The organism is Micromonospora sp. NBC_00858, from assembly GCF_045207365.1.
Taxonomy (GTDB): Bacteria; Actinomycetota; Actinomycetes; order Mycobacteriales; family Micromonosporaceae; genus Micromonospora.
This window is the reverse complement of sequence record NZ_CP108828.1, coordinates 1,493,411-1,515,931: the sequence shown is the minus strand read 5'-3', so window position 1 is coordinate 1,515,931 and position 22,521 is coordinate 1,493,411. Positions and strand designations below refer to the sequence as shown.

Here is a 22,521-nt window from a genome sequence, read left to right as displayed (position 1 = left end):
CCTCCTGCCGCGACAAACGGCATGCCTCGGCTCCTGCTGCGGAAGGGGCATCTTCAGTGAAGGCGCAGCCCGGACCTGTGCCAGGTCGGCAGAGGCGCGCCGGCACATCTCCGTCCAAGCGTAGAGAGCCTCTCCCCGTGTCGGGGCCATACGAGCAATCATGGATGGCGAGGCGTTTCTGGCCTTGCTCGCAGCCCAGGTGCAGCTTCGTGGTCAACCCACCGCGGGAGCGGCCGAGCGCGTGGTCGGCCGGCTCGACGCTGACACCGCCGGGTGGTTCGGCCTGCACGTCGCGCCATGGGGCACCCACCCGGATCCGCCACCGGATCCCGTTGATCAACTGCCGCCTACTCCATGACGACGGTCGACCCGGGCGTTTCGGCGCCGGCAGCAACGGCTCCAGCATCGCCCACTGCACGTCGGTCAGGTCGAACCGCCTCGTCACCGCTAGGGTGTCCACGAGGTCTCCGGTTTGAGGTTTACTTGGTCGCTGAACCATCTTTCGGAGACCTCGCCATATGCCGATCTTCGACACGCCGAACGATCACTCCAGTTCGGGCACCACCGCCGACTCGACGGGCCCTAGCATCGTCGGCATGGCAACGCGACTTGTTCAGATCAACATGAAGGCTCGCGACGACTCCGCGCTGGGCGGTTTCTGGGCGAAGGCGCTCGGCTGGGGAGTCTCCAGCGAGGGACCCGGCGTGACCAACCTCGAACCCGAGGGCTTCGTCTACCCCGACCCCGTCGCTGTCTGCCTTGACCTCGTCGTCTCCCCGGAACCCAAGACGGTGAAGAACCGCGTGCACGTCGACCTCGCCACCACCTCGGCGGCCCATCAGGCGGAGGTGGTCACGCGCCTGAAGGATCTCGGCGCAACACCCGCTGACATAGGCCAGGGCGACGTGCCATGGACGGTCATGGCCGACCCAGAGGGCAACGAGTTCTGCGTGCTGGACCCCCGACCGCTCTACCAAGACACCGGACCGATCGCCGCGGTAGTGGTCGATTGCGCGGATCCGCGAGCCATGGCCCGCTTCTGGGGCAAGGCCATGGACTGGACCCTGCACGAGGTGACCGACCACAACGCGGTACTGCGTTCCGCAAAGAGCGTTGGCCCATATCTGGAGTTCATCCGCACACCCGACGTGAAGACCGTGTGGAACCGCGTCCATCTCGACGTCCGCCCATATCCAGGTGACGACCTAGAGGCCGAGGCGACCAGACTGCGGACTCTCGGCGCCACCGCCATCGACCTAGGCCAAAACGATGTCCCGTGGAAGGTCCTCGCCGACCCGGAAGGCAACGAGTTCTGCCTCCTCACCCCAAGCTGACCGGAGCTGATGATGGATGTGGACGAGCCGGCGCTTGGTGCGGCATTACCCGGGCGAAATGGCAGGATGGCGCCATGGCCACGGTCGCTGTGATCGGTCTGGGTGGAATGGGTAGCCGGATGGCCCACCGGTTGCTCGATGCCGGCCATGACCTCGTTGTCTGGAACCGCACGCCGCAGAGGGCCAGCGATCTGGTGGCGCGTGGCGCGGTCGCTGCCGACAGTCCGGCAGAGGCTGCCCGCCGGGCGGATTTGGTCATCACCATGCTGTCCGACCCGGCCGCGCTGCAAGAGGTGGTCGAGGGCCCGAAGGGCATCCTCGCCGGTGCTACCGCGTCGACGACGCTCGCTGAGATGTCCACCGTCGGGCCGTCCGCGGTGCGATGGTTGGCCGCGCAACTGCCGGATGGTGTTGGCCTGCTCGATGCGCCGGTGCTGGGCAGCGTCTCGGAGGCCGAGTCGGGTTCGCTGCGGATATTCGTCGGTGGGCCGGAGCCGCTCGCCCAACGGTGGATGCCGGTGTTGGGCGCGCTTGGCTCGCCGATGCATGTCGGACCGCTCGGTGCCGGCGCTGCGGCCAAGCTGGTCGCCAATTCGACCCTCTTCGGAGTGCTCGCTGTTCTCGGTGAGGCGCTCGCCCTCGCGGATGGCCTTGGACTGCCGCGTGACACAGCGTTTGAGGTCTTGTCCGCGACTCCCGTTGGCGCGCAGGCGGATCGGCGACGACCAGCAGTCGAGTCCGGTCAATTCCCGCTCCGGTTCGCGCTGTCACTCGCCCGTAAGGACGCCGATCTGGTCGTGTCGGCCGCCGAGTCGGCAGGCGTCGAACTGCCGGTCGCGGTGGCCGCGCGGCAGTGGGTCGCGTCAGCCCAGGAGGCCGGCCTTGGCGACCGGGACTACTCGGCCGTGATCGCGCACATCACCGACACTGCCCGATCAGCCTGAGACCTGGCCGTGCGGCAGGCCCGTCAGGTGACCGTTGAACTCTTCCTCGCCTGCCTCGACGGGCCGATCATCGTTCACCTGGTGTGAACTGGCCGCCAGGTTCAGCGTGGTCGACTCAGCCACTCCCAGGCGCGGCGGAGGCCCACCTGCACTGGGTCGTCACCCGCGGCCTCGACCTCTCTGGCCGGCGTGTCCTCGCCCGGCTCGTGCATTTCGGCACCGGGCACCGACAGCACGACCCCCCGCTCGTACAGGTCGGCGATCTGCTCCCGGTGGGCGAAGCGGTGGGACCGGTACGGCTTCGGCGGGGCCACGATGACGCCGTGGAAGATGTCGTCCCGTTCGTCGGCGAGCACGTGCTCGACCACGCCGACGGGTGCCGATTCGACGTCGTAGACCCGGGTGCCGACGGCGAGCGCAAGGTACGAGACCTTCGCGCCGAGATCCTCCACGGCGTTCACGTTACCCGCCGCCTGATCACCACGGGCCCGATCACTCGTGGTCGGTGCGGACGCCAGGGCGGTGCGCGGCGGGCAACCGCCACGCCGACCCACGGCGGGTCACCCCGGACACCACCACCATGCCGTTCACGCCGTACGCAGCCAGTCGAGGGTCTTCATGGTGGAGAGGCTGGTCGCCTTGAGGCCAGCGGCGGAGACGGTCCAGAGCACTCCGTCGACCACCAGTGACCGGCGGATCGTCGTCATACCCTCGAGACGCCCCGTGCCCAGCGTGTGGTCGACCGCGCCGACCTCGGTGAACCCGCCGTCGCCGGCTCGCAGGGCCAGCGCCACGTTGCTCGGCATGCCTGTGCCGTGGACGGTCAGTGGGACCACGATCAGGCGTTCGGCCGGCCAGTAGAGGAACGCATGCGGGTCGAACTCCGCCTCGGAGTGCCCCTGCTTGACGTGATGCTGGGCGATCCGGGTCGGCTTGGCCGGATCGGAGACGTCGAAGAGTGAGAGCTGGGTGCCCTGGACACGGCCCTGGTCGGACGCCTCCTGCCCGACGCCGAGCAGCCGTCCTTCGCCGGCCGGGTGCAGGTACGCCGAATACCCGTTGATCTTCAGTTCGCCGCTCACCTTCGGCGCCGTCGGGTCACGCAGGTCGACGGTGTAGAGCGGGTCGGTCTGCCGGAAGGTGACGACGTACCCGGTGCCGCCGACGAACCGTACCGCGTATATCCGTTCCCCCTTGCCCAGTCCGGTGACCTTGCCGACGTGGGTCAGCGCCGTGCCGTCGGCGCGCAGGACGTACACGCTGGACGTCGAGTTCGGCTTGTCGCCCCAGGTACGGCCACTGGTGGTGGCCACTCTCAGGTGACCGTCCCACTCGGACATGGCGTACTGGTTGATGAGCCAGCCCGGTACGGAGGCGGCGGCGACGTACCGCGGGGCACCGGCGCCCGAGATGTCGAACTGATAGATCTCGGTGGTCTCGTCCCTGGGATCGGGTGCGACGTTCCGCGCGGTCAGCCTCGGCAGCACCCGCCAGCGCTGGTCGTTGGCGACGTATAGCCGGGGTCCGTTGCTGTAGACGGTGTCGCCGTCGGCGATCACGGTGACCGGGTCGCCAGCGCCGAGCGTGGCCACACCGAGGTCGAAGCTGAGCACGGTCACCAGCGACGTGCCGGAGTAGGCGGCCGGCCGACTCACCCGTTCACAGCCGACCCGTCCGGCGCTGGTTCGCCCGCCGGAGGTGACCTCGTACCGGGGCAGCCAGTCGTCGGCGGTGGCGTTGTCGATGATCTCGCGGTTGGCGACTGCGCGCTGCCCGTCGGTGGCCCCTTCCCGGCGCGGGAAGTTCAGCCGGGGCGCGGAGCGGACCACGACCCGGACCGTCGTGCCGACCTGGCGGGCGTCCACCAGATTGCCGTCGATCCGGTATTCGCCGATGACCTTCGGCTCGCCGGACAGGTCGACCATGATCAGCCAGGGGCCGACGATGCCGTCCGGCATCAGGGCAGCGCCGCCGTCTGCCGGGGCGGGGCGCCCGCCTCCCTCGGGGACGGCGTCTTTCGGTGTTCCAACCCACCCCTCACGGAGCAGCACCAGCGCCCGGTCACCCTGCAGCAGCAGGCTGTCTTCGGCCCCGCCGAACCCGCCGGGTGCCAGTTTCAGTTCCCCGGTCAGCTGGCGGGTGACCGGGTCGATCACGTACAGCTTGCCTTGGTTGACGGTGACGATCCGCTTGCCGTCGGTCTTGACCAGGTCCGGTTCGTCGACCCCGGCCTCGTGGGTGTTGGTGCCCGAGTAGCCGGGGCCGGCGGCCCCGGCCGCCGTGTCGCCCGGGGCCGCCGCGTTGGCCCCGGACGCCGCATCCGCCCGCTTCGCTCCGGCGGGCGCCCCGGCCTGCTCCGCGCCGCCGAAGGTGCGGATGTCCCCGTTCGGCCCGAACCCCCAGGGCCCGACGTACGCCTTGGCAGCCGTCCTGAGCTGCTGCAGCGCCTCCGCGCAGGAGTCGAACGCGACGAGCCGGAACCCGCCAGCTGGCACTCCCTGGTCACGTGGTGGCGCGGGGACTGGCTCCGCCGTACAACCGGTGACCAGCGCCAGGCCGGCGACCAGGGCCAGTCCCATGACGCGAGCTGGAGTCATGACTCGGGGGGCGCCGATGGCGGCCGTTGGATGGGACACGTGGGCGCTGCTACCCGTCATGCCCCCTACGACGTGGCTGCCCCGGGCTGGGTTCCCAGCATGCAGACCCCGCGCCGAGTAATCGACCGGGGGTGCGGGTGTCGATCGCTCAGGCGGAGGCGGCGCGACCCATCTCGGCGAGGATCCCGGTGCCCTGACCGAGCTCGATCAGATAGCCGTCCGGCCACACTGAACGCGGTCATGAACGGCCACGGCGTCCACCTGATTGTGAGCGCGGTGATTTTCACCCATGCAGTCTGGTCCACCGGCAAGGTGGCCGGGCCTGGATCACCCCGGCTACCGCTTCCGGTCGCACCACCGCGACGGCCCGGCGAGGCCGGCCGGGCCGACACGACACCTTGTCGCCAAGGATTGAATGATGGTTCAATCCTTGCGTGGCGTACCGAAGCACCGAGCGGGTGAAGGCTCGGCTGAGCGCCTCCCGGGAACGGATCATCGCCGCGGCACTGGGAATCATGGCCGAGCACGGGTACGCCGGCTGCTCGGTCGCCGCCGTCGCCGAGCGGGCCGGCGTGGCGACCGGCAGCGTCTACCGCCACTTCCCGACCAAGGCCGACCTGTTCGCCGAGGTGTTCCGCACGGCCTCCCAGCGCGAGGTGGACGCGGTCGCGCGCGCCGCAGCGCTGGAGACCTCCGCCGCCGAGCAGATGGCCGCCGTCGTCGAGACGTTCTCCGGCCGCGCCCTGCAGTCCCCACGGTTGGCGTACGCCCTGCTCGCCGAGCCGGTCGACCCGGCGGTCGACGCCGAGCGGCTCGTCTTCCGCCGCGCGTACGCCGAACTGATCGCCGGGTACGTCGCGGCCGGTGTGGCGAGCGGTGAACTGCCCCCGCAAGATCCGGAGCTGACCGCGACCGCGCTGGTCGGCGCCCTGGCCGAGGCCATGGTCGGTCCGCTGGCCGCCGGGGTCGCCGGCCCGGAGACCATCCCCGCCCTGATCGCCTTCATCCACCGCGCGCTGGGAGTATCGCCGTGACGACACACGAGGTCTTCAACCAAGTTCCCCCGCTCGCCGGCTACGACGCGGCGGACGACCCGGCACTGCTCGACGGGCTCGAGCGGGAGGGCGCCGGCTGGGCCGCCGCCGAGCTGCACGAGCTCGGCCGCCTGGGCGGCGCCGAGCAGGCCATCGAGTACGGGCGGCTGGCCAACGAGCATCCGCCGGTCCTACGCACCCACGACCGCTCCGGCCATCGGATCGACGAGGTCGAGTTCCACCCCGCCTGGCACGAGCTGATGCGCACCGCGGTCACGCACCGCCTGCACGCCGCACCGTGGGCGGACGACCGACCGGGCGCACACGTGGCCCGGGCCGCCAAGTTCTACACGTGGCGCCCCGACTCCGGCCACGGCTGCCCGATCTCGATGACCTACGCAGCAGTGCCGGCGCTGCGGCACAACCCGGAGCTGGCCGCGCGGTACGAGCCGCTGCTCACCGCCACGACGTACGACTTCGGGCTGCGTCCGCCGCTGGCCAAGCAGGGGCTGCTGGCGGGCATGTCGATGACGGAGAAGCAGGGCGGCTCGGACGTGCGCGCCAACACCACCACCGCCCGCCCTGAGCCGGACGGCACCTACCGGCTCGTCGGGCACAAGTGGTTCACGTCGGCGCCGATGTGCGACATCTTCCTCACCCTCGCCCAGGCACCGGGCGGAATCACCTGCTTCCTCGTCCCGCGTGTCCTTCCCGACGGCACCCGCAACCCGATGCGGCTGATGCGCCTGAAGGACAAGCTCGGCAACCGGTCCAACGCCTCGGCGGAGGTCGAATACGAGCAGGCGGTCGCCTGGCGCGTCGGAGACGAGGGCCGTGGCGTGCCCACGATCATCGACATGGTCAACCTGACCCGCCTCGACTGCGTCATCGGCGCGGCGGCCGGGATGCGCCAAGGCTTGATCACCGCCGCCCACCACGCCACCCACCGGCAGACCTTCGGCCGGTACCTCATCGACCAGCCACTGATGCGCAACGTGCTCGCCGACCTCGCGGTCGAGTCCGAGGCCGCCACCATTCTCATGATGCGCCTCGCCGGAGCGACCGACCGATCCGCGCGCGGCGACGCCAGCGAGACCGCGTTCAAACGGCTCGCCCTCGCCGTCGGCAAGTACTGGGTCTGCAAGCGCTGGCCGGCACACGCCGCGGAGGCCCTCGAATGCCTGGGCGGCAACGGCTACGTCGAGGAGTCGGGCATGCCGCGGCTGTTCCGCGAGTCGCCGCTGAACTCGATCTGGGAGGGCTCCGGCAACGTCGCCGCCCTGGACGTCCTGCGTGCTCTCGTCAAGGAACCCCAGGTCACGGAGGCGTTCCAGGCCGAGCTGAGCGCCGCTGCCGGCGCCGACGCACGGCTCGACGCCGCGGTCCGCCAGGTGCAGGCCGACCTGTCCGACCTCGACGACCTCGAACTGCGGGCGCGTCGCGTCGTCGAGCGGCTCGCCCTGGTGCTGCAGGGCTCGCTGCTGGTGCGGCACGGCCACCCCGCCGTCGCCGACGCCTTCTGCGCGTCCCGGCTCGGCGGCGACCACGGCCAGGCGTACGGCACCCTGCCAAGCGGCGTCGACTTCGCCGCGATCATCTCCCGCGCCACCCCAAAGGTGAGCTGACAGAAACCTCCCCGGTGGCCATCACCGTCCGGACCGGTGTCGGCCATACCAGACGCGGCGGAGTGCCGGCTGGTCAGCCGGACGTCCGGCGCCGGCTCTCGGGACCCAGCGTCAGGTCGCCGGTCGAACGATGGCAAGGAACAGGGCCAGGGCGACGGCCTGGATGCCGGCCACGGTGATGATCAACGCGGTGATCGAGTAGTCGTAGAGGGCACCGGTGAGCAGCCCACCGACCAGGGTCGCCCCGCCCAACCCGGCGGCGAAGATGCCGTAGGCGGTGCCCCGCCGAGCGGCGGGGACAATGTCGGCGATGGTCGCACGCATGGTGGATTCCTGAATGCCGAGCACGGCACCCCAGGCCAGGACCCCGGCGACCGCGGTCGCCGGGGTGGTGGTGAAGGCCGCCAGCGGGATCAGGGCGGTCAGCACGGGTACGGCGGCCAGTACCCGGACGCCGGCCCGGTCGTACAGCCACCCGGAGGCCAGCGCGGCGAGCGCGTCGACGCCCATCGCGGCGGCGTACACGACCGGGACCACCGCCACGGGTACGACGTGCCGGGTGGCGAGGTGGAAGCTGAGCACCCCGAAGGTGGCGTAGCCGGCCGTGGTCACCGCCGTGAACGCCAGATAGGTCCAGAACACGCGGGGTAGCCGGCCGCCCGGCGGGGCGGGCGGCGCGCCGGGTCGAGGGCCCGGTTCGAAGCGACGCGGGTCGGGCACGCCGGCGCGTAGCCACAGCAGCACGAGCATCGCCGCCACGGCGGGTACGGCCAAGGCGAGGAACGCAGGCCGGTAGTTGTGGGCGGTCGCGGCCAGTACGGCGGCGACCAGCAGCGGCCCCGCCACGCCGCCGGCCTGGTCGAGCGCCTCATGGACGGCGAAGCCCTTGCCGCGGCCGACTGCCGCAGCGGCGTGCGAGAGCATGACATCCCTCGCCGGGCCGCGGATGGCCTTGCCGGCGCGCTCCGCGACGAACAGCGCCGCAGCCAGCCACAGTGCGGTGGTCAGCCCGAGAGCGGGCACGGCGACCATGGTCACGGCATAGCCGACCAGGACGAGCGGCCAGTAGGCGCGGGTCCGGTCCGCCAGGGGTCCGGTGGCCAGCCGCCCGGCCAGGGCGGTCGCCTCGCCAGCGCCGGTGACCAGCCCGACGACGGTCGCGGATGCGCCGAAGGTGGCCAGATAGGGGCCGATGACCGACCGGGCGCCCTCGTACACCACGTCCGACAGCAGGCTGACAACACCGAAGGCGGACACGAACCGCCACGGCGTCCACCTGATGGTGAGCGCGGTGACTCTCACCCGTGCAGTCTGGCCTACCGGCAAGCTGGCCGGGCGTGGATCGCCCGACTACCGTTTGCCGGGGAAAACCGAGGAGCCGAGCCATGCAGGCAACCACAGTCGTGAACCTGAAGGGCCACCGCGACGACCCGGCGTACGCCGACGTGGTCTACGTCGGGCGCGCCATGTATCGCGGCGGCTGGCAGCTCCCCCGCTCCCCGTTGTCCAGCCCGTACCGCCCCGGCCCGGACGGCACCCGGGACGAGGTCGTCGAGAAGTACCGCGCGTACCTGCTCGACAGCCCCGAACTCCTCGCACTCCTGGCGGAAGTGCGCGGGCGCAGGCTCGGCTGCTGGTGTGCGCCGGAGCGCTGTCACGCCGAGGTGATCGCGGAACTCGCCGACTCGCCGCCGGCGTCGAGCCTCCGGTAGGAGGCCCGGCGGAGCTGTCTGATCGACGTGGTCTGCCGACGAGCTGCTCAGCTGTTCTGTGGGAAGCCGAGGTTCACGCCGCCGTGGGACGGATCGAGCCACCTGCTGGTGACCACCTTGGACCTGGTGAAAAAGTGCACGCCGTGCGGCCCGTACGCGTGCGAGTCACCGAACAGTGAGTCCTTCCAACCTCCGAACGAGTAGTACGAGACCGGAACCGGGATCGCCACGTTGACGCCGACCATGCCGACCTCGATTTCATTCTGGTACCGCCGCGCGGCGCCGCCGTCGTTGGTGAAGATGGCGGTGCCGTTGCCGTACGGGTTGGCGTTCACCATTTCGACCGCCGCGTCGTAGCTGGGGACCCGCACCACCGAGAGCACCGGACCGAAGATCTCGTCCGTGTAGATGGACATGTCCACGTCGACGTGGTCGAAGAGTGTCGGCCCCAGCCAGAAGCCGGCGTCGTCACCGTCGATCGATTGACCGCGTCCGTCGACCACCAGCTTCGCGCCCGCGGACCGGCCGGCGTCCAGATATGACCGCACCCTGTCGCGGTGCGCCCCGGTGACCAAAGGTCCCATCTCGCAGCCTGGGCGGCGACCGTCGCCGACATGCACTCCGGCGATCCGCTCGTTGATCTTGCCGACCAGCTCATCGCCGACCGGATCCACCGCCACGACGACGGAGATCGCCATGCAGCGCTCACCGGCCGAGCCGAAACCGGCCGAGACGGCGGCGTCCGCGGCGAGGTCGAGGTCGGCGTCGGGCAGCACGACCATGTGGTTCTTCGCGCCGCCGAGCGCCTGCACCCGCTTGCCGTTGCGCGTTCCGGTTTCGTAGACGTACCGGGCGATCGGCGTCGACCCGACGAACGAGACCGCCTTGACCTCCGGATGCTCGAGGATCCGGTCGACCGCCTCCTTGTCGCCGTGCACGACGTTGAACACGCCATCCGGTAGCCCGGCCTCGGCGAAGAGCTCCGCCAGGAAGTTCGCCGCGGAGGGGTCCTTCTCGCTCGGCTTCAGCACCACGGTGTTGCCGCAGGCGATGGCGTTGGGCACGAACCACAGCGGCACCATCGCCGGGAAGTTGAACGGGGAGATCACCCCGACCACGCCGAGCGGCTGCTGGATCGAGTACACGTCCACCTTGGTCGAGGCGTTCTCGCTGAACCCGCCCTTGAGCAACTGCGGGATGCCGCAGGCGAACTCCACCGCCTCCAGCGCACGCTGTATCTCGCCCGCCGCGTCGGAGAGCACCTTGCCGTGCTCGGCGGTGATGATCTCGGCGAGGTCGGACTTCTGGGCGTTGAGCAGTTCGCGGAACGCGAACATCACGTTCGCGCGTTGGGCGAGGGAGGCGTTGCGCCACCGGGAGAAGGCTTCGCGGGCGGCGGTGACCGCCTCGTCGACGTCCGAGGCGCTGGCGAAATCGACCTGCCCGCCGACCTGACCCGTCGCGGGGTCGTACACGTCACCCGTGCGCTGGGCGATGCCGGTCCATGCCTTGCCGCCGATCCAGTGCGTGATCCTCATGCCGACACCGCCTCAATTGCCTCAGCGAGGATGCCCAGCGCCTCGTCGGCCTCGTCCTCGGTGAGCGTCATCGGCGGCGCCAGCCGGATCACGTTGCCGTACAGGCCGCCCTTGCCGACCAGCAGTCCGCGACTGCGCGCTTCCTCCAGCAGGGCGGCTGCCGCCGCGGGATTGGGTTCGCCGGCCGGGCCGACGAACTCGAGGGCGAGCATCAGACCCTTGCCGCGTACGTCGCCGACCACCGGATGCGTCGCGGCGACCGAGCGAAGGCCATGGATCAGGCGGTTTCCCAGCTTTGCGGCGTTCGCCTGCAGGTCGTGGTCGAGGAGGTAGTTGAGGGTGGCAAGGGCCCCCGCGGTGGAGATCGGGTTGCCACCGAAGGTGGAGATCGAGTTGGCCTGCAGGCAGTCCATGAGTTCCGCGCGCGCGACGACACCGCCGATCGCCAGACCATTGCCGAGTCCTTTGGCGAAGGTCATCGCGTCCGGCACGACGTCGTGCGCCCGGATGCCCCAGAAGTGCTCGCCGGTACGGCCCCAACCGGTCTGGACCTCGTCGGAGACGAGCAGGATGCCGTACTCGTCGAGCACCTTCTTGAACTCGCGGAACAGGCCGTCGGGCGGGGAGGCGAAACCGCCCACGCCCTGGATCGGCTCGACGATCATGCACGCCACGTCGCCGGCGGTCGCGGTCTCGATCACCTCGCGCAGGTCGGCGACGCACGCCTTGACGTAATCGGCGTCCGACAGGTCCTTGAAGGGGCTGCGGTACCGGTAGCCACCGTGCACCCAGCTCACCTTGATCGGGCTGAGCTCACTGGCCGACCAGCCGCGGATGCCGGTGATCGCGACGGTGGCGAAGGCGCGCCCGTGGTACGAGTTGCGCAGCGCGAGCACCTGCCCGCTGCGGCGGTACTGCGTGGCGAGCATCAACGCGGTCTCGTTGGCCTCCGTACCCGAGTTCGTGAAGAACACCTTCGCGTCCGGGATCCCGGACAGGTGCGCGATCTTCTCGGCGAGCTCGACCTGCGACTCGATCAGGTACAGCGTCGAGGAGTGCAGCACGCCGGTGTCGAGCTGCGAGCGGACCGCGTCGCTGATCTCGGCCACGTCGTAGCCGACCGAGTTGGTGAGAATGCCGCCGAAGAAGTCGAGGTACGTGCGGCCCTCGCGATCGGTCACCCGGCGACCGTGCGCGCTGGCGATCTCAATTGGCTCCTCGTAATAGAGGGCAAGCCACTTCGGCAGCACGGACCGGTGTCGATGCAGCAACTCCCGATGCGCCATCGCGTCCTCCGTATCTCGTAGCTCAGCCGAGTGTCCCGAGACTTCGGTGGTCGCCGCCACCGACAACCTGTACGGGTCGGCATCGATGGCGCTACGTTGTGTGCAACCGCGCAGGGGAGGCGGCATGTACCCGACGGTCGCAGAAGCGGTGGCGCTGCCCGTGATCCGGCGCGGTCGGCCACGCGTCGTCGCGGGGTCCGCCGGCATGCAGCGGCCCGTCCGATGGGTTCATGCGGCGGAGGTCGCCGACATCGCTCATCTGCTGCGCGGCGGCGAGCTCGTGCTGACCACCGGCATCGCGCTGCCGGACGAGGAAACGGCACTGACGGCGTACGTGGACGACCTGGCCGCGGTCGGCGCGGCGGGGCTCGTGGTGGAGTTGGTCCGGCGCTGGAGCGACCACGTGCCGGACGCGCTGGTGGCGGCTGCGGAACGACACAGGCTTCCATTGATCACGCTGGCGCGGGAGACCCAGTTCGTGTCCGTCACGGAGGCGGTCGTCGCGTTGATCGTGGACGCGCAGCTCGCCGAGCTGCGGGCGGCTGAGCAGGTGCACGAGACGTTCACCGCGCTCACGGTCGCCGGCGCGGAGCCAGCCGAGGTGTTGCGCGAGGTCGCGAGGATCTCCGGGCTGCCGGTCGTCCTGGAGACGCTGGGGCACGACGTGCTCGCGTACGACGCGGCCGGGCAGGACCCGATCGAGCTGCTGACCGACTGGGGGCAGCGATCCCGGTCCGTGGCGGTGTCCCAACGGACCGCCTACGACGAGGAAGCCGGCTGGCTGATCACCGCGGTCGGCGCGCAGGGCGCCGACTGGGGACGGCTGGTTCTGCTCTCGCCAGCCCCTCCCCCGCACCGTCACGTGGTGGTCGCGGAGCGGGCCGCGTCGGCACTGGCGGTGCACCGGCTCGTGGCGCGGGATCGGGAGAGCCTGGAGCGGCAGACGCACCGGATGTTGCTCGCGCAACTGCTCGGCCAGGCCCTGCCTCCTCCTGATCTGACCACCCGGGCGGCCGCGTTGGGCGTTGCGCTGGAGCGGCGGAAACTGGTCGGGGTGGCGATCCGACCGGGGAGCATCACGCCGCGCGCCCCCGCACTGGCCACGCAGGAGGTGTTGCGGGACCTCGCGGAGGCCACCGCGTTGGCCGCGCGACGGGTGAGTGTGCCGGCGTTGGTGGGCGTCGTGGACGACACCAGCGTGCGCGCGTTGTTGTCGTTGCCAGCGCAGGCGGAGGTCGATGCGATCCTGCGGCGGTTGGCCAGAGAAGTTCACCGCTCGGCGGCCAGTGCCGTGGTGGTGGCCGTCGGCACGACGGTGTCGCAGGTGTCCGATGTGCGGCGCAGTCTTGGCGAGGCCGCACACGTCGCCGGTGCCGCGCTACGCTCCCCCGGCGCCCAGGTCTACCACCGGCTGGACGACGTGCGACTGCGTGGCCTGCTGCACCTGCTGCGCGAGGACGAGCGTGTCCGGGCCTTCGCTCACCGGGAGCTCGGGCCCCTGTTGGCGCGCGATGACAGCCAGGGCAGCCGGCTCGTGGAGCTGCTGCGCTGCTTCTGCGAGCAGGGCGGGAACAAGTCGGCGGCGGCCGGCGCCGCGCACCTGTCACGTACGGCCTACTACCAGCAGCTGTCGCGGATCGCGCAGGTGCTCGGGGTGTCGCTGGAGGACCCGGAGTCGATGTTGTCGTTGTACGTGGCGCTGCTGGTGCACGAACTCGACGACGCGTGACGGGTCAAGGGTCCGGCAGAAGGCCCGAATCCATCCACACCGTGGCGATTGACAGCTCCGTGCGGGCATGCCCGTGGACAGAGTGTGCCCCGATCATGGCAAGCGTGGACACTTTGCCGCTGCCCGTGGCGGGTCCGGGACGCCCACCATTCCGAGATAAAGATCGTGCTGATCCGCCCCCACCCGCAGCACGCGCCGGTTGGACGGCCGCTGTTGCGGCAGCGTGACAGGGAGGTGACCGATGGCCGTTGAACCCCTGCCCCCCGCCGAGACCACCGCGGTCGAGCCGGGCACACAGATCACCCATCCGGATGGCCGAGTCGAGCTGCGTGATTTCTCCACGATCGCCGACAGCCCGTACTTCAACGAAGAGCTCGCCCCGGTGCCCATCGAGAAGCGCACCTGGACCACGTACAACTTCGCGGCGCTGTGGATCGGCATGGCGCACAACATCCCCACCTACCTGCTCGCCGCCGGGCTCATCCAGCTTGGCATGAACTGGGTGCAGGCGTTCCTCACGATCACGCTGGGCAATCTGCTCGTCCTGATCCCGATGCTGTTGAACAGCCACGCGGGCACGAAGTACGGGATCCCGTTCCCGGTCTTCGCCCGCGCGTTCTACGGAGTCCGCGGCGCGAACCTCCCGGCCCTGCTCCGCGCCTTCATCGCGTGCGGCTGGTTCGGCATCCAGACCTGGATCGGCGGCGAGGCGATCTACGCGATCGCCGGCAAACTGCTCGGCTCCTGGTGGGTCGACGCGGCGACGGTGATGGACTACCCGTGGACGCTGTGGGCCTCGTTCTTCCTGTTCTGGGCGATCGAGATGGCGATCATCTGGCGGGGCATGGACACCCTGCGGCGCTTCGAGAACTGGGCCGCACCGTTCGTCATCGTGGTCGCCGTCGCCCTGCTGATCTGGGTGATGGTCGAGGCGGGCGGGCTCGGCCCGATCCTGTCCGAGCCGTCGAAGCTGGGCTGGGGAGCCGACTTCTGGAAGCTGTTCGCGCCGTCACTGATGGGGATGATCGCCTTCTGGGCGACGCTGTCGCTGAACATCCCCGACTTCACCCGGTTCGGCGGCAGTCAGCGGCAGCAGGCGTACGGCCAGGTCCTCGGCCTGCCGACCACGATGTCGTTCTTCGCCATCCTGTCGATCATGATCACCTCGGGCACGGCCGTGATCTACGGTGAGGCGATCTGGGACCCCATCCAGCTCGCCGCCAAGTTCGAGAACCCGCTGGTCGTCGCGCTCGGCCTGTTCACCGTCGTGGTCGCCACGCTGTCGGTGAACGTCGCGGCGAACACGGTCAGCCCGGCGTACGACTTCTCCAACGCCGCGCCCCGACTGGTGAGCTTCCGGACCGGGGGCCTGATCACCGGCGTGCTCGGCATCCTGATCCAGCCGTGGCGCCTGGTGCAGGACCCCAACATCTACATCTTCGTCTGGCTCGGGTTCTACGGCGGCCTGCTCGGCGCAGTCGCCGGCGTACTCATCGCCGGGTACTGGATCCGCCACCGCACCAGCCTCCAACTGCCGGCCCTCTACCGCCCCGAGGGCAGGTACTGGTTCGCCGGCGGGTGGAACTGGGCCGCCATCGTCGCCACCGTCGTCGGCGCGGTCCTCGCGGTGGGCGGCGCCTACTCCGCGCCCGGCAAGGGGCCGTTCCCGTCCGACGGGCTCATCCCGTTCCTCAAGCCGCTCTACGACTACAGCTGGGTGGTCGGCCTGATCGGCGGGTTCCTCGTCTACCTGGCGCTGTCGATGCCGCGCACCGCGCACGCGAAGGGGGAAAAATGAGCAACATCATCCGAGCCGGGCTCGTGCAGCAGAAGTGGACCGGCGACAAGGAGTCGATGATCGCCAACGCGGTCGAGGCCATCCGCAGCGCCGCCTCGCAGGGCGCACAGGTGGTCTGCCTGCAGGAGTTGTTCTACGGCCCGTACTTCTGCCAGATCCAGGACGCGGACTACTACTCGTACACGGAGGCCATCCCGGACGGGCCGACGACCGCGCTGATGCGCGAGGTCGCCGAGCAGCACGGCGTGGTGCTGATCGTGCCGATGTACGAGCAGGAGCAGCCCGGTGTCTACTACAACACCGCCGCCGTGATCGACGCCGACGGCACCTACCTCGGCAAGCACCGGAAGAACCACATTCCGCAAGTGAAGGGGTTCTGGGAGAAGTTCTACTTCCGGCCGGGGAACCTCGGCTATCCGGTGTTCGACACCGCCGTGGGGCGCATCGGCGTCTACATCTGCTACGAGCGGCACTTCCCCGAGGGCTGGCGGGCGCTCGGCCTGGCCGGCGCGAAGATCGTTTTCAACCCGTCGGCGACCAGCCGCGGCCTGTCGGAGTACCTGTGGCGGCTGGAGCAGCCCGCGGCCGCGGTCGCCAACGAGTACTACGTCGGCGCGATCAACCGGGTCGGCGTGGAACCGTTGGGCGACAACGACTTCTACGGCCAGTCGTACTTCGTGGACCCGCGCGGGCAACTGGTCGGCGACGCGGCATCGGACACCGAGGAGGAGGTCGTCGTCCGCGACCTGGACATGGACAAGCTGGCCGAGGTCCGTGACCTGTGGGCCTTCTACCGCGACCGCCGTCCCGACACGTACGAATCGCTGGTGAAGCCGTGAGCATCGTCATCCGCAACGGAACCATCGTCAACGCCACCGGGGCGTACCCGGCGGACGTGCTGGTCGAGGGCGAGCGGATAGCGGCGCTCGCCGCGCCCGACTCCGGTCTGGCCGAGCAGTGGGCGTCCGGTGCCGAGCGCGTGATCGACGCCGCCGGGAAGTACGTCGTGCCGGGCGGCATCGACGGCCACACCCACATGGAGATGCCGTTCGGCGGCACGTTCTCGGCGGACAATTTCGAGACCGGGACGATCGCCGCAGCCTGGGGCGGCACGACGACCATCGTCGACTTCGCCGTACAGGGCAAGGGCACATCCGTGCTGTCCGCGCTGGACAAGTGGCACAGCAAGGCCGACGGCAACTGCGCGATCGACTACGGGTTCCACATGATCATCTCAGACGTCAACGACACGTCTCTGAAGGAGATGGAGGCCTGCATCGACGCGGGCGTCAACACGTTCAAGATGTTCATGGCCTATCCGGGGGTCTTCTACGCCACCGACGGGGAGATTCTGCGGGCGATGCAGAAGGCCCGGGACACCGGGTCGATGATCATGATGCACGCGGAGAACGGCATCGCCATCGACCAGCTCGTCGCGCAGGCGCTGGCCAACGGTCAGACCGACCCGGTGCAGCACGGCCTGACCCGGCCGCCCGAGCTGGAAGGCGAGGCGACCTCGCGGGCGATCGCGCTGGCCAAGGTCACCGGCGCGCCGCTGTACATCGTGCACCTCTCCGCCGCGCACGCCCTGGACGCGGTCACCCAGGCGCGTGACACCGGGCAGAACGTGTTCGCCGAGACCTGCCCGCAGTACCTGTTCCTGTCGCTGGAGGATCTGGCCAGGCCCGACTTCGAGGGCGCGAAATACGTCGCCTCTCCCCCGCTGCGCCCCAAGGAGCACCAGGCGGAACTGTGGCGGGGCCTGCGCACCAACGACCTGTCGCTGGTGTCCACCGACCACTGCCCCTTCTGCTTCAAGGACCAGAAGGAGCTGGGCCGGGGAGACTTCTCCAAGATCCCGAACGGGATGCCCGGCGTCGAGCACCGGATGGACCTGCTCTATCAGGGCGTCGTGAAAGGCGAGATCACCCTGCCGCGCTGGGTGGAGATCAGCTCGACCACGCCCGCCAGGATGTTCGGGCTCTACCCGCGTAAGGGCGTCATCGCGCCGGGCGCCGACGCGGACATCACGGTGTACGACCCGACGGCCCAGCAGACCATCTCGGCCAGCACGCACCACATGAACGTGGACTATTCCGCGTACGAGGGCATGGAGCTGACCGGAAAGGTCTCCACCGTGCTGTCCCGTGGTCGAGTCGTGGTCGACGACAACGCCTTTCACGGCGCGGCCGGGCACGGCAGGTTCCTGAAGCGCGATCTCAGTCAGTACCTGGTCTAAAAGGAGGAGCCGTGGACTTCGGTGTCGTACTCCAGACCGACCCGCCGGCGCGCGACGTCGTGGCCGGCCTCACCGCCGCCGAGGACAACGGGTTTCGCTACGGGTGGACGTTCGACTCCTGCGTGCTGTGGCAGGAGCCGTTCGTCATCTACTCGCAGGTCCTCGCCGCAACAAAGCACCTGATCGTCGGGCCGATGGTGACCAACCCGAGCACCCGCGACTGGTCGGTCACCGCGTCGCTCTTCGCCACGCTCAACGACATGTTCGGCAACCGCACGGTGTGCGGGATCGGCCGCGGCGACTCGGCCCGGCGGGTCATCGGCCAGCCGCCGGCGAGCCTGGCCACGCTGAAAGAAGCGATGCACGTGATCAAGGAGCTGGCCGAAGGCAACGAGGTCGAACACCACGGCACGCCGGTGCGCATCCCGTGGGTGCGTGACGGCAGGCTGGAGATCTGGATGGCCGCCTACGGCCCGAAAGCGCTGCGGCTGGTCGGCGAGCAGGCCGACGGCTTCATCCTGCAGACGGCCGATCCCGACATCGCCCGCTGGACGATCGGCTCGGTACGCGATGCGGCCACCGCAGCAGGTCGAGATCCCGACTCGATCACGATGTGCGTGGCCGCGCCGGCCTACGTGGGCACCAACGTCGCGCACCAACGGGATCAGCTGCGCTGGTTCGGCGGCATGGTCGGCAACCATGTGGCCGACCTGGTCGCCCGCTACGGTGATTCCGGGGTCGTGCCGAAGGCGCTCACCGACTACATCAGGGGGCGCGAGGGCTACGACTATGCACACCACGGCCGCGCCGGCAATCCGTCCACCGACTTCGTGCCCGATGAGATCGTCGACCGGTTCTGCCTCGTCGGCCCCGAGTCAGCCCATGTCGACCGGCTGCAGGAGCTCAAGGAGATCGGGGTGCACAACTTCGCCCTCTACCTCATGCATGACGACAAGGAGAAGACCCTGTCCTCGTACGGCAAGAACGTCATCACGCAGGTCTGATCCGGGCCACTCGACGTACGCCTCGCACGTTCCCTGAGCGTGATCGGTGGAGCTCAAACAAGCCGGCTGAGGCGGTCCACGTGGCCGCCGGAGCGGTCTGGGGACGTTCTTGAAGGGACGGCGGTGCGGGGACATGGAGGGGGCCGTGCCATGATCCCGACCCTGATCCTCGTTGGTGATACATCACCGGTCGCGCCACCCTCGGCGACGGCGGAGCCTTCATCGGCCCTTTCCCTCCACGCGCCCCACCAGGTGTGTCATGTCCGCCCATCCCCGGTCGGCGCCTCTTCCGCCGGCTCCGGCGGCGTCGGGCCGTCCACCCGTTCCCGCTCCCGGCGGTCCCGCCGTTTCTCGACGAGGGCTGCGAGCAGCAGCGACCCGACGGCCGCCGCCCGGCCCCAACGGCGCAGGGCGGCGCGGATCGGCCCGGGCGGTGGCGCCGGCGGCGGTCCGGGCACCACCACCCGGTCGACCCCCGGGTACGCGAGCCGGGAGGCCGAGATCGCTTCCTCCTCCGAGCGCAGGGCCCGGTTCCCGCCGATGACGAGGTGCCGGGCCTCGTCGCGGTAACGCCAACGCCACAGGTCGCCCTCCGGCCACAGCTCGATTCGCTCCCCCGGCCTGTCCAGGGCGGGTGTTTCCGGTTCACCCTCGCCCTCGGGCGGGTGAGGCGAGCGGTGGGCGGCCCGCCGCAGGTCCGCGCGGGTGAGTTCGCCGACGCCTGCTGCGCCGCCGCGGTGCAGCGCCCGCGCGGTCAGGAAGGCGAGCGCCCCGGCCAGGATCGGCAGGACGAGCACCAGCACCTGGAACACCGACAGCAGGTCGTAGATCGGTACCCGCAGCAGGCGGGCGATGATGTCGTCGCCGGCCGCCACCGTGAGTACCGCGTAGAAGGTCAGCGCGGCCACACCGATGCCCATCCGGACGGGATGGTCGCGGGGCCGGTCGAGCAGGTGGTGCTGCCGGCGATCGCCGGTACGCAGCCGTTCGACGAACGGCCACGCGTAGAGGACGAGGAAGGTCAACCCGCCGAGCACCACGCCGGGGAAGAACGGCGCGGGCACCAGATGCCCGGCGACGCGGAACTCCAGCGGCGGGAACAGCCGCAGGGCCCCATCACCCCAGGCGACGTACCAGTCGGGCTGGGCCGGCGCGGTGGACTGGGCCGGTTCGAAGGGCCCGTAGAGCCAGACCGGGTTGATCTGGATCAGGCCGCCGAGGGCGAACAGTACCGCCAGCACCCAGGCGAACAGGGCGAGCGTGCGCAGGGTGTAGCTCGGCCACAGCCGGGAGCCGACGACGTTGTGCTCGGTCCGCCCCGGACCGGGGAACTGGCTGTGCTTCTGCCGCACCAGGATGCCCATGTGCAGCGACACGAGGGCGACGAGGACGGCCGGCACCAGCAGCACGTGGGCGACGAACATCCGGGGGATCATCTCGTCGGAGGGGAACTCCCCGCCCAGGGCCAGGGAAACCAGCCACGCCCCGACCAGGGGGATCGACTCCACCACCGAGGTGATGATCCGCAGGCCCAGCCCGGAGAGCAGGTCGTCGGGCAGGGAGTAGCCGGTGAAGCCGTTGGCCAGGGCGAGGGTCAGCATGGTCACGCCGATCAGCCAGTTGAGCTCACGGGGTTTGCGGAACGCCCCGGTGAAGAAGATCCGCGCCAGGTGCAGCACGATGGCCGCGACGAAGACCAGCGCGGCCCAGTGGTGGGTCTGCCGGATCAGCAGGCCGGCCCGGACGTCCCAGCTGAGCCGCACCGTCGAGGCGTACGCCGCGGAGGTGGTGGCGCCGTCCAGCGGGGCGTACGCACCGCGGTAGACCCGGTCGGCGGAGCTGGCGTCGAAGAAGAAGGTCAGGTAGACGCCGGTGAGGATCAGCGCGATGAACGAGTAGAGCGCGATCTCGCCGAGCATGAACGACCAGTGGTCGGGAAAGACCTTCACCAGCGCCCGGCGGGTGATCGGCGAGAGCCGTAGCCGGTCGTCCAGGGCCCGGGCCAGCCGGTCGGTGATCATGGTGAGCTCCAGAAGCCCGCGCCGGGCGGCACGGTGAAGTCACCGGTCGCGCGGAGGAAGCCGTCCGGTCCGACCTCGATCGGCAGCCCTGGCAGCGCCCGGGCCGCCGGACCGGCCACCGGCCGGGCATCTGCCAGCAGGTCGAAGGAGGACTGATGGCAGGGACAGAGCACCTGCCCGGTGCCCTTGAGGTAGATCCGGACCGGGCAGCCTGCGTGCGTGCAGAGCAGCGAGTAGACGACCAGCCCGTTCACGTGACCGGCGGAGGGCGGGCGGGAGAAGCGTTCCGGATCAAGGCGGACCGCGAAAGCGGGGCCGTCCCCGGTGTCGAGGTGGCCCTCGGGAAAGATCCCGACCGCGGTGCCGGCGGGCACGTCCTGCAGCCGCAGTGGCCGTCCGTCCGCGGTGACCAGCCGCACGCCGGGTCCCCATGGGGTGTCTCTGCGTGCCTGGAGCGGGTGGGCCCGTCCGGAGGGCAGCAGGGAGCGCAGCGGGAACAGCGCGGCGGCGCCGAGCGCGCTCAGCGCGAGCCCGAGCGCGGCGAGCAGGCCCCGCCGCCGCACCGGGCTGTCCGGCGCGGCGAGCACTGCGGCGGTCATCGCCTGCTCGGTCGGAGGCGGCGCGAAGCCCTCGTGCTCCTCGACGTACCCGTCGACCGGCACGAGCCGCCGGCCCCAGATGGCGAGGCCCACGGCCAGCCCGGCGAAGGCCACCGCGAGACAGACCCCCTCCCAGCGGGTGTCGCCGCCCACCGCGTACGTCACCGCGAAGCCCACCGCCCCGGCGGCGCTGACCAGAAACGCGACGACGGTCCGGCGACTGGCCGCCCGCTCGCTCGCCGAGGGACGCCGCGCGCTCACTCCCCCGCCCTCCTGCCCAGCCACCGCGCGGCTGCCACCAGCAGACCCAGGACGGCCACCCAGGCGACCAGTCCCTCGGCCAGCGGGCCGAGCCGACCGAGGGGGTTGCCGCCCCGGTCCAGCCGCTCGCCGCGGAGCCGCTGCACGTACGCGGTGAGGTCGTTGACCTGCTGGTCGTCGAGCACCTGGCTGGGAAAGACCGGCATCAGCCCGGGGCCGACCCGGACCGCCTCGGCGACCTGCGTCGCTGTGGCGTCGTACAGCGGCGGGGCGGTCCAGCCGTCGGTCAGCGCGGTGCCCGCGCCGGTGGCCCCATGGCAGGGTGCGCAGTTGGCGGCGAAGATCTCCTGACCGGAGGCCAGGTTGCCCGGGGCGACCCGGGGTATCTGCGGACCACCCCCGCCGAAGCTGCCGACGTGGCCCACCAGTGCGCGGATGTCGTCGGCCGAGAACACCGGTTCCGCGCGCCGGGCCTGCTGCTCCTCCCGCGACAGGGGCATCCGTCCGGTGGAGACCTGGAAGTCGACCGAGGCGGGGCCGACGCCGATCAGCGACGGGCCCCGCTGCGTGCCCCGCCCCTGCTCACCGTGGCAACTCGCGCACTGCTGCAGGTAGAGCTCGGTGCCCCGGTCCGCTGGGTTGGACGACGGCGTGGACGCGGCCGGGGTCGCCGCCCCGGGGGTCGGCTCGGGGGCGAGCGCCACCGGACCGGCGGCGAGCACCAGCACGGCTCCGACCGCGAGCATCCGGCGGGGATGCAGGGTGAGCCGCCGGGCCGCGGCTCGTGAGTGCCGCATCGG

19 protein-coding genes and 1 pseudogene are annotated in these 22,521 nt (G+C 70.3%); 11 read left to right on the top strand and 9 right to left on the bottom strand.

Translation table 11 applies throughout. The annotated features are described in order from the left end of the window. Positions 1-160: 160 nt before the first annotated feature. A complete protein-coding gene (locus OG990_RS07245; RefSeq protein ID WP_406081995.1) occupies positions 161-358 on the top strand; it encodes a hypothetical protein in 198 nt (65 codons plus the stop codon). On the opposite strand, the pseudogene OG990_RS07240 reads toward OG990_RS07245, so the two are convergent. Further along, positions 338-406, bottom strand: a pseudogene (locus OG990_RS07240) (hypothetical protein); the annotation flags it as partial. The gene OG990_RS07245 and the pseudogene OG990_RS07240 sit on opposite strands and share 21 nt — an antisense overlap. Before the next feature lie 190 nt (positions 407-596). Between OG990_RS07240 and OG990_RS07235 the strand changes: the two are divergent. Beyond that, positions 597-1,334 carry a VOC family protein gene (locus OG990_RS07235; RefSeq protein ID WP_406081684.1) on the top strand — a complete coding sequence of 246 codons (738 nt, stop codon included), beginning with the start codon at positions 597-599 and terminating at the stop codon, positions 1,332-1,334. After that, positions 1,277-2,278 carry an NAD(P)-dependent oxidoreductase gene (locus tag OG990_RS07230; RefSeq protein WP_406079480.1) on the top strand — a complete coding sequence of 334 codons (1,002 nt, stop codon included), beginning with the start codon at positions 1,277-1,279 and terminating at the stop codon, positions 2,276-2,278. The genes OG990_RS07235 and OG990_RS07230 overlap by 58 nt, the downstream gene beginning before the upstream one ends. Before the next feature lie 101 nt (positions 2,279-2,379). Here the strand turns inward: OG990_RS07230 and OG990_RS07225 are convergent, their stop codons facing one another. Continuing rightward, complete coding sequence (locus OG990_RS07225; RefSeq protein WP_406079479.1) at positions 2,380-2,730, bottom strand: hypothetical protein; 351 nt, start codon at positions 2,728-2,730, stop codon at positions 2,380-2,382. Positions 2,731-2,865: 135 nt separating this feature from the next. After that, the gene (locus OG990_RS07220; protein ID WP_406079478.1) at positions 2,866-4,857 is read right to left on the bottom strand and encodes a beta-propeller domain-containing protein; all 1,992 of its coding nucleotides are present in this window, start codon (positions 4,855-4,857) and stop codon (positions 2,866-2,868) included. A 452-nt stretch (positions 4,858-5,309) separates the two neighbouring features. On the opposite strand from OG990_RS07220, the gene OG990_RS07215 reads away from it, so the two are divergent. Together OG990_RS07215 and OG990_RS07210 are read left to right on the top strand one after the other, a co-directional pair. After that, on the top strand, positions 5,310-5,909 hold the full coding sequence (locus tag OG990_RS07215) for a TetR/AcrR family transcriptional regulator (RefSeq protein ID WP_354967408.1): 600 nt from the start codon (positions 5,310-5,312) through the stop codon (positions 5,907-5,909). Further along, positions 5,906-7,534 carry an isovaleryl-CoA dehydrogenase gene (locus tag OG990_RS07210; RefSeq protein WP_406079477.1) on the top strand — a complete coding sequence of 543 codons (1,629 nt, stop codon included), beginning with the start codon at positions 5,906-5,908 and terminating at the stop codon, positions 7,532-7,534. The genes OG990_RS07215 and OG990_RS07210 overlap by 4 nt, the downstream gene beginning before the upstream one ends. Before the next feature lie 111 nt (positions 7,535-7,645). Here OG990_RS07210 and OG990_RS07205 read toward each other — a convergent pair whose 3' ends face one another. Further along, positions 7,646-8,836 carry an MFS transporter gene (locus tag OG990_RS07205; RefSeq protein ID WP_406079476.1) on the bottom strand — a complete coding sequence of 397 codons (1,191 nt, stop codon included), beginning with the start codon at positions 8,834-8,836 and terminating at the stop codon, positions 7,646-7,648. Between the two features lie 83 nt (positions 8,837-8,919). Between OG990_RS07205 and OG990_RS07200 the strand changes: the two genes are divergently transcribed. Next, positions 8,920-9,246: a DUF4326 domain-containing protein gene (locus OG990_RS07200; RefSeq protein WP_328415571.1), complete on the top strand. Its 327-nt coding sequence runs from the start codon at positions 8,920-8,922 to the stop codon at positions 9,244-9,246. A gap of 47 nt (positions 9,247-9,293) precedes the next feature. Here OG990_RS07200 and OG990_RS07195 read toward each other — a convergent pair whose 3' ends face one another. Further along, positions 9,294-10,784 carry a CoA-acylating methylmalonate-semialdehyde dehydrogenase gene (locus tag OG990_RS07195; RefSeq protein WP_406079475.1) on the bottom strand — a complete coding sequence of 497 codons (1,491 nt, stop codon included), beginning with the start codon at positions 10,782-10,784 and terminating at the stop codon, positions 9,294-9,296. Further along, positions 10,781-12,070, bottom strand: a complete 1,290-nt coding sequence (locus OG990_RS07190) for an aspartate aminotransferase family protein (protein WP_406079474.1) — start codon at positions 12,068-12,070, stop codon at positions 10,781-10,783. The genes OG990_RS07195 and OG990_RS07190 overlap by 4 nt, the downstream gene beginning before the upstream one ends. A 124-nt stretch (positions 12,071-12,194) precedes the next feature. On the opposite strand from OG990_RS07190, the gene OG990_RS07185 reads away from it, so the two are divergent. The 5 genes from OG990_RS07185 to OG990_RS07165 all read left to right on the top strand — a co-directional run bounded on the left by OG990_RS07185 (position 12,195) and on the right by OG990_RS07165 (position 18,840). Beyond that, positions 12,195-13,799, top strand: a complete 1,605-nt coding sequence (locus OG990_RS07185) for a PucR family transcriptional regulator (RefSeq protein WP_406079473.1) — start codon at positions 12,195-12,197, stop codon at positions 13,797-13,799. Between the two features lie 241 nt (positions 13,800-14,040). Further along, a complete protein-coding gene (locus OG990_RS07180; RefSeq protein WP_406079472.1) occupies positions 14,041-15,597 on the top strand; it encodes an NCS1 family nucleobase:cation symporter-1 in 1,557 nt (518 codons plus the stop codon). Beyond that, on the top strand, positions 15,594-16,436 hold the full coding sequence (locus tag OG990_RS07175) for a nitrilase-related carbon-nitrogen hydrolase (protein ID WP_355610603.1): 843 nt from the start codon (positions 15,594-15,596) through the stop codon (positions 16,434-16,436). Before OG990_RS07180 ends, OG990_RS07175 begins: the two co-directional genes overlap by 4 nt. Then, on the top strand, positions 16,433-17,836 hold the full coding sequence (gene hydA, locus OG990_RS07170; RefSeq protein ID WP_406079471.1) for a dihydropyrimidinase: 1,404 nt from the start codon (positions 16,433-16,435) through the stop codon (positions 17,834-17,836). The genes OG990_RS07175 and hydA overlap by 4 nt, the downstream gene beginning before the upstream one ends. Positions 17,837-17,847: 11 nt before the next feature. After that, a complete protein-coding gene (locus tag OG990_RS07165) occupies positions 17,848-18,840 on the top strand; it encodes a TIGR03842 family LLM class F420-dependent oxidoreductase (RefSeq protein ID WP_328415558.1) in 993 nt (330 codons plus the stop codon). Between the two features lie 257 nt (positions 18,841-19,097). Here OG990_RS07165 and OG990_RS07160 read toward each other — a convergent pair whose 3' ends face one another. The 3 genes from OG990_RS07160 to OG990_RS07150 are packed head-to-tail and all read right to left on the bottom strand — an operon-like array spanning position 19,098 to position 22,518. Continuing rightward, a complete protein-coding gene (locus tag OG990_RS07160) occupies positions 19,098-20,861 on the bottom strand; it encodes a cytochrome bc complex cytochrome b subunit (RefSeq protein WP_406079470.1) in 1,764 nt (587 codons plus the stop codon). Next, the gene (locus OG990_RS07155; protein WP_328415551.1) at positions 20,858-21,721 is read right to left on the bottom strand and encodes a Rieske (2Fe-2S) protein; all 864 of its coding nucleotides are present in this window, start codon (positions 21,719-21,721) and stop codon (positions 20,858-20,860) included. The genes OG990_RS07160 and OG990_RS07155 overlap by 4 nt, the downstream gene beginning before the upstream one ends. Continuing rightward, positions 21,718-22,518: a c-type cytochrome gene (locus OG990_RS07150; protein ID WP_406079469.1), complete on the bottom strand. Its 801-nt coding sequence runs from the start codon at positions 22,516-22,518 to the stop codon at positions 21,718-21,720. Before OG990_RS07150 ends, OG990_RS07155 begins: the two co-directional genes overlap by 4 nt. Positions 22,519-22,521 lie beyond the last annotated feature (3 nt).

What these genes read in the sequence shown, in the direction of transcription:
- OG990_RS07245 (WP_406081995.1), top strand. Translation starts at nt 161, where the DNA reads ATGGATGGCGAGGCGTTTCTGGCCTTGCTCGCAGCCCAGGTGCAGCTT.
- OG990_RS07235 (WP_406081684.1), top strand. Translation starts at nt 597, where the DNA reads ATGGCAACGCGACTTGTTCAGATCAACATGAAGGCTCGCGACGACTCC.
- OG990_RS07220 (WP_406079478.1), bottom strand. Translation starts at nt 4,857, where the DNA reads ATGGGACTGGCCCTGGTCGCCGGCCTGGCGCTGGTCACCGGTTGTACG.
- OG990_RS07200 (WP_328415571.1), top strand. Translation starts at nt 8,920, where the DNA reads ATGCAGGCAACCACAGTCGTGAACCTGAAGGGCCACCGCGACGACCCG.
- OG990_RS07195 (WP_406079475.1), bottom strand. Translation starts at nt 10,784, where the DNA reads ATGAGGATCACGCACTGGATCGGCGGCAAGGCATGGACCGGCATCGCC.
- OG990_RS07190 (WP_406079474.1), bottom strand. Translation starts at nt 12,070, where the DNA reads ATGGCGCATCGGGAGTTGCTGCATCGACACCGGTCCGTGCTGCCGAAG.
- OG990_RS07185 (WP_406079473.1), top strand. Translation starts at nt 12,195, where the DNA reads ATGTACCCGACGGTCGCAGAAGCGGTGGCGCTGCCCGTGATCCGGCGC.
- OG990_RS07180 (WP_406079472.1), top strand. Translation starts at nt 14,041, where the DNA reads ATGGCCGTTGAACCCCTGCCCCCCGCCGAGACCACCGCGGTCGAGCCG.
- OG990_RS07175 (WP_355610603.1), top strand. Translation starts at nt 15,594, where the DNA reads ATGAGCAACATCATCCGAGCCGGGCTCGTGCAGCAGAAGTGGACCGGC.
- OG990_RS07160 (WP_406079470.1), bottom strand. Translation starts at nt 20,861, where the DNA reads ATGATCACCGACCGGCTGGCCCGGGCCCTGGACGACCGGCTACGGCTC.
- OG990_RS07150 (WP_406079469.1), bottom strand. Translation starts at nt 22,518, where the DNA reads ATGCGGCACTCACGAGCCGCGGCCCGGCGGCTCACCCTGCATCCCCGC.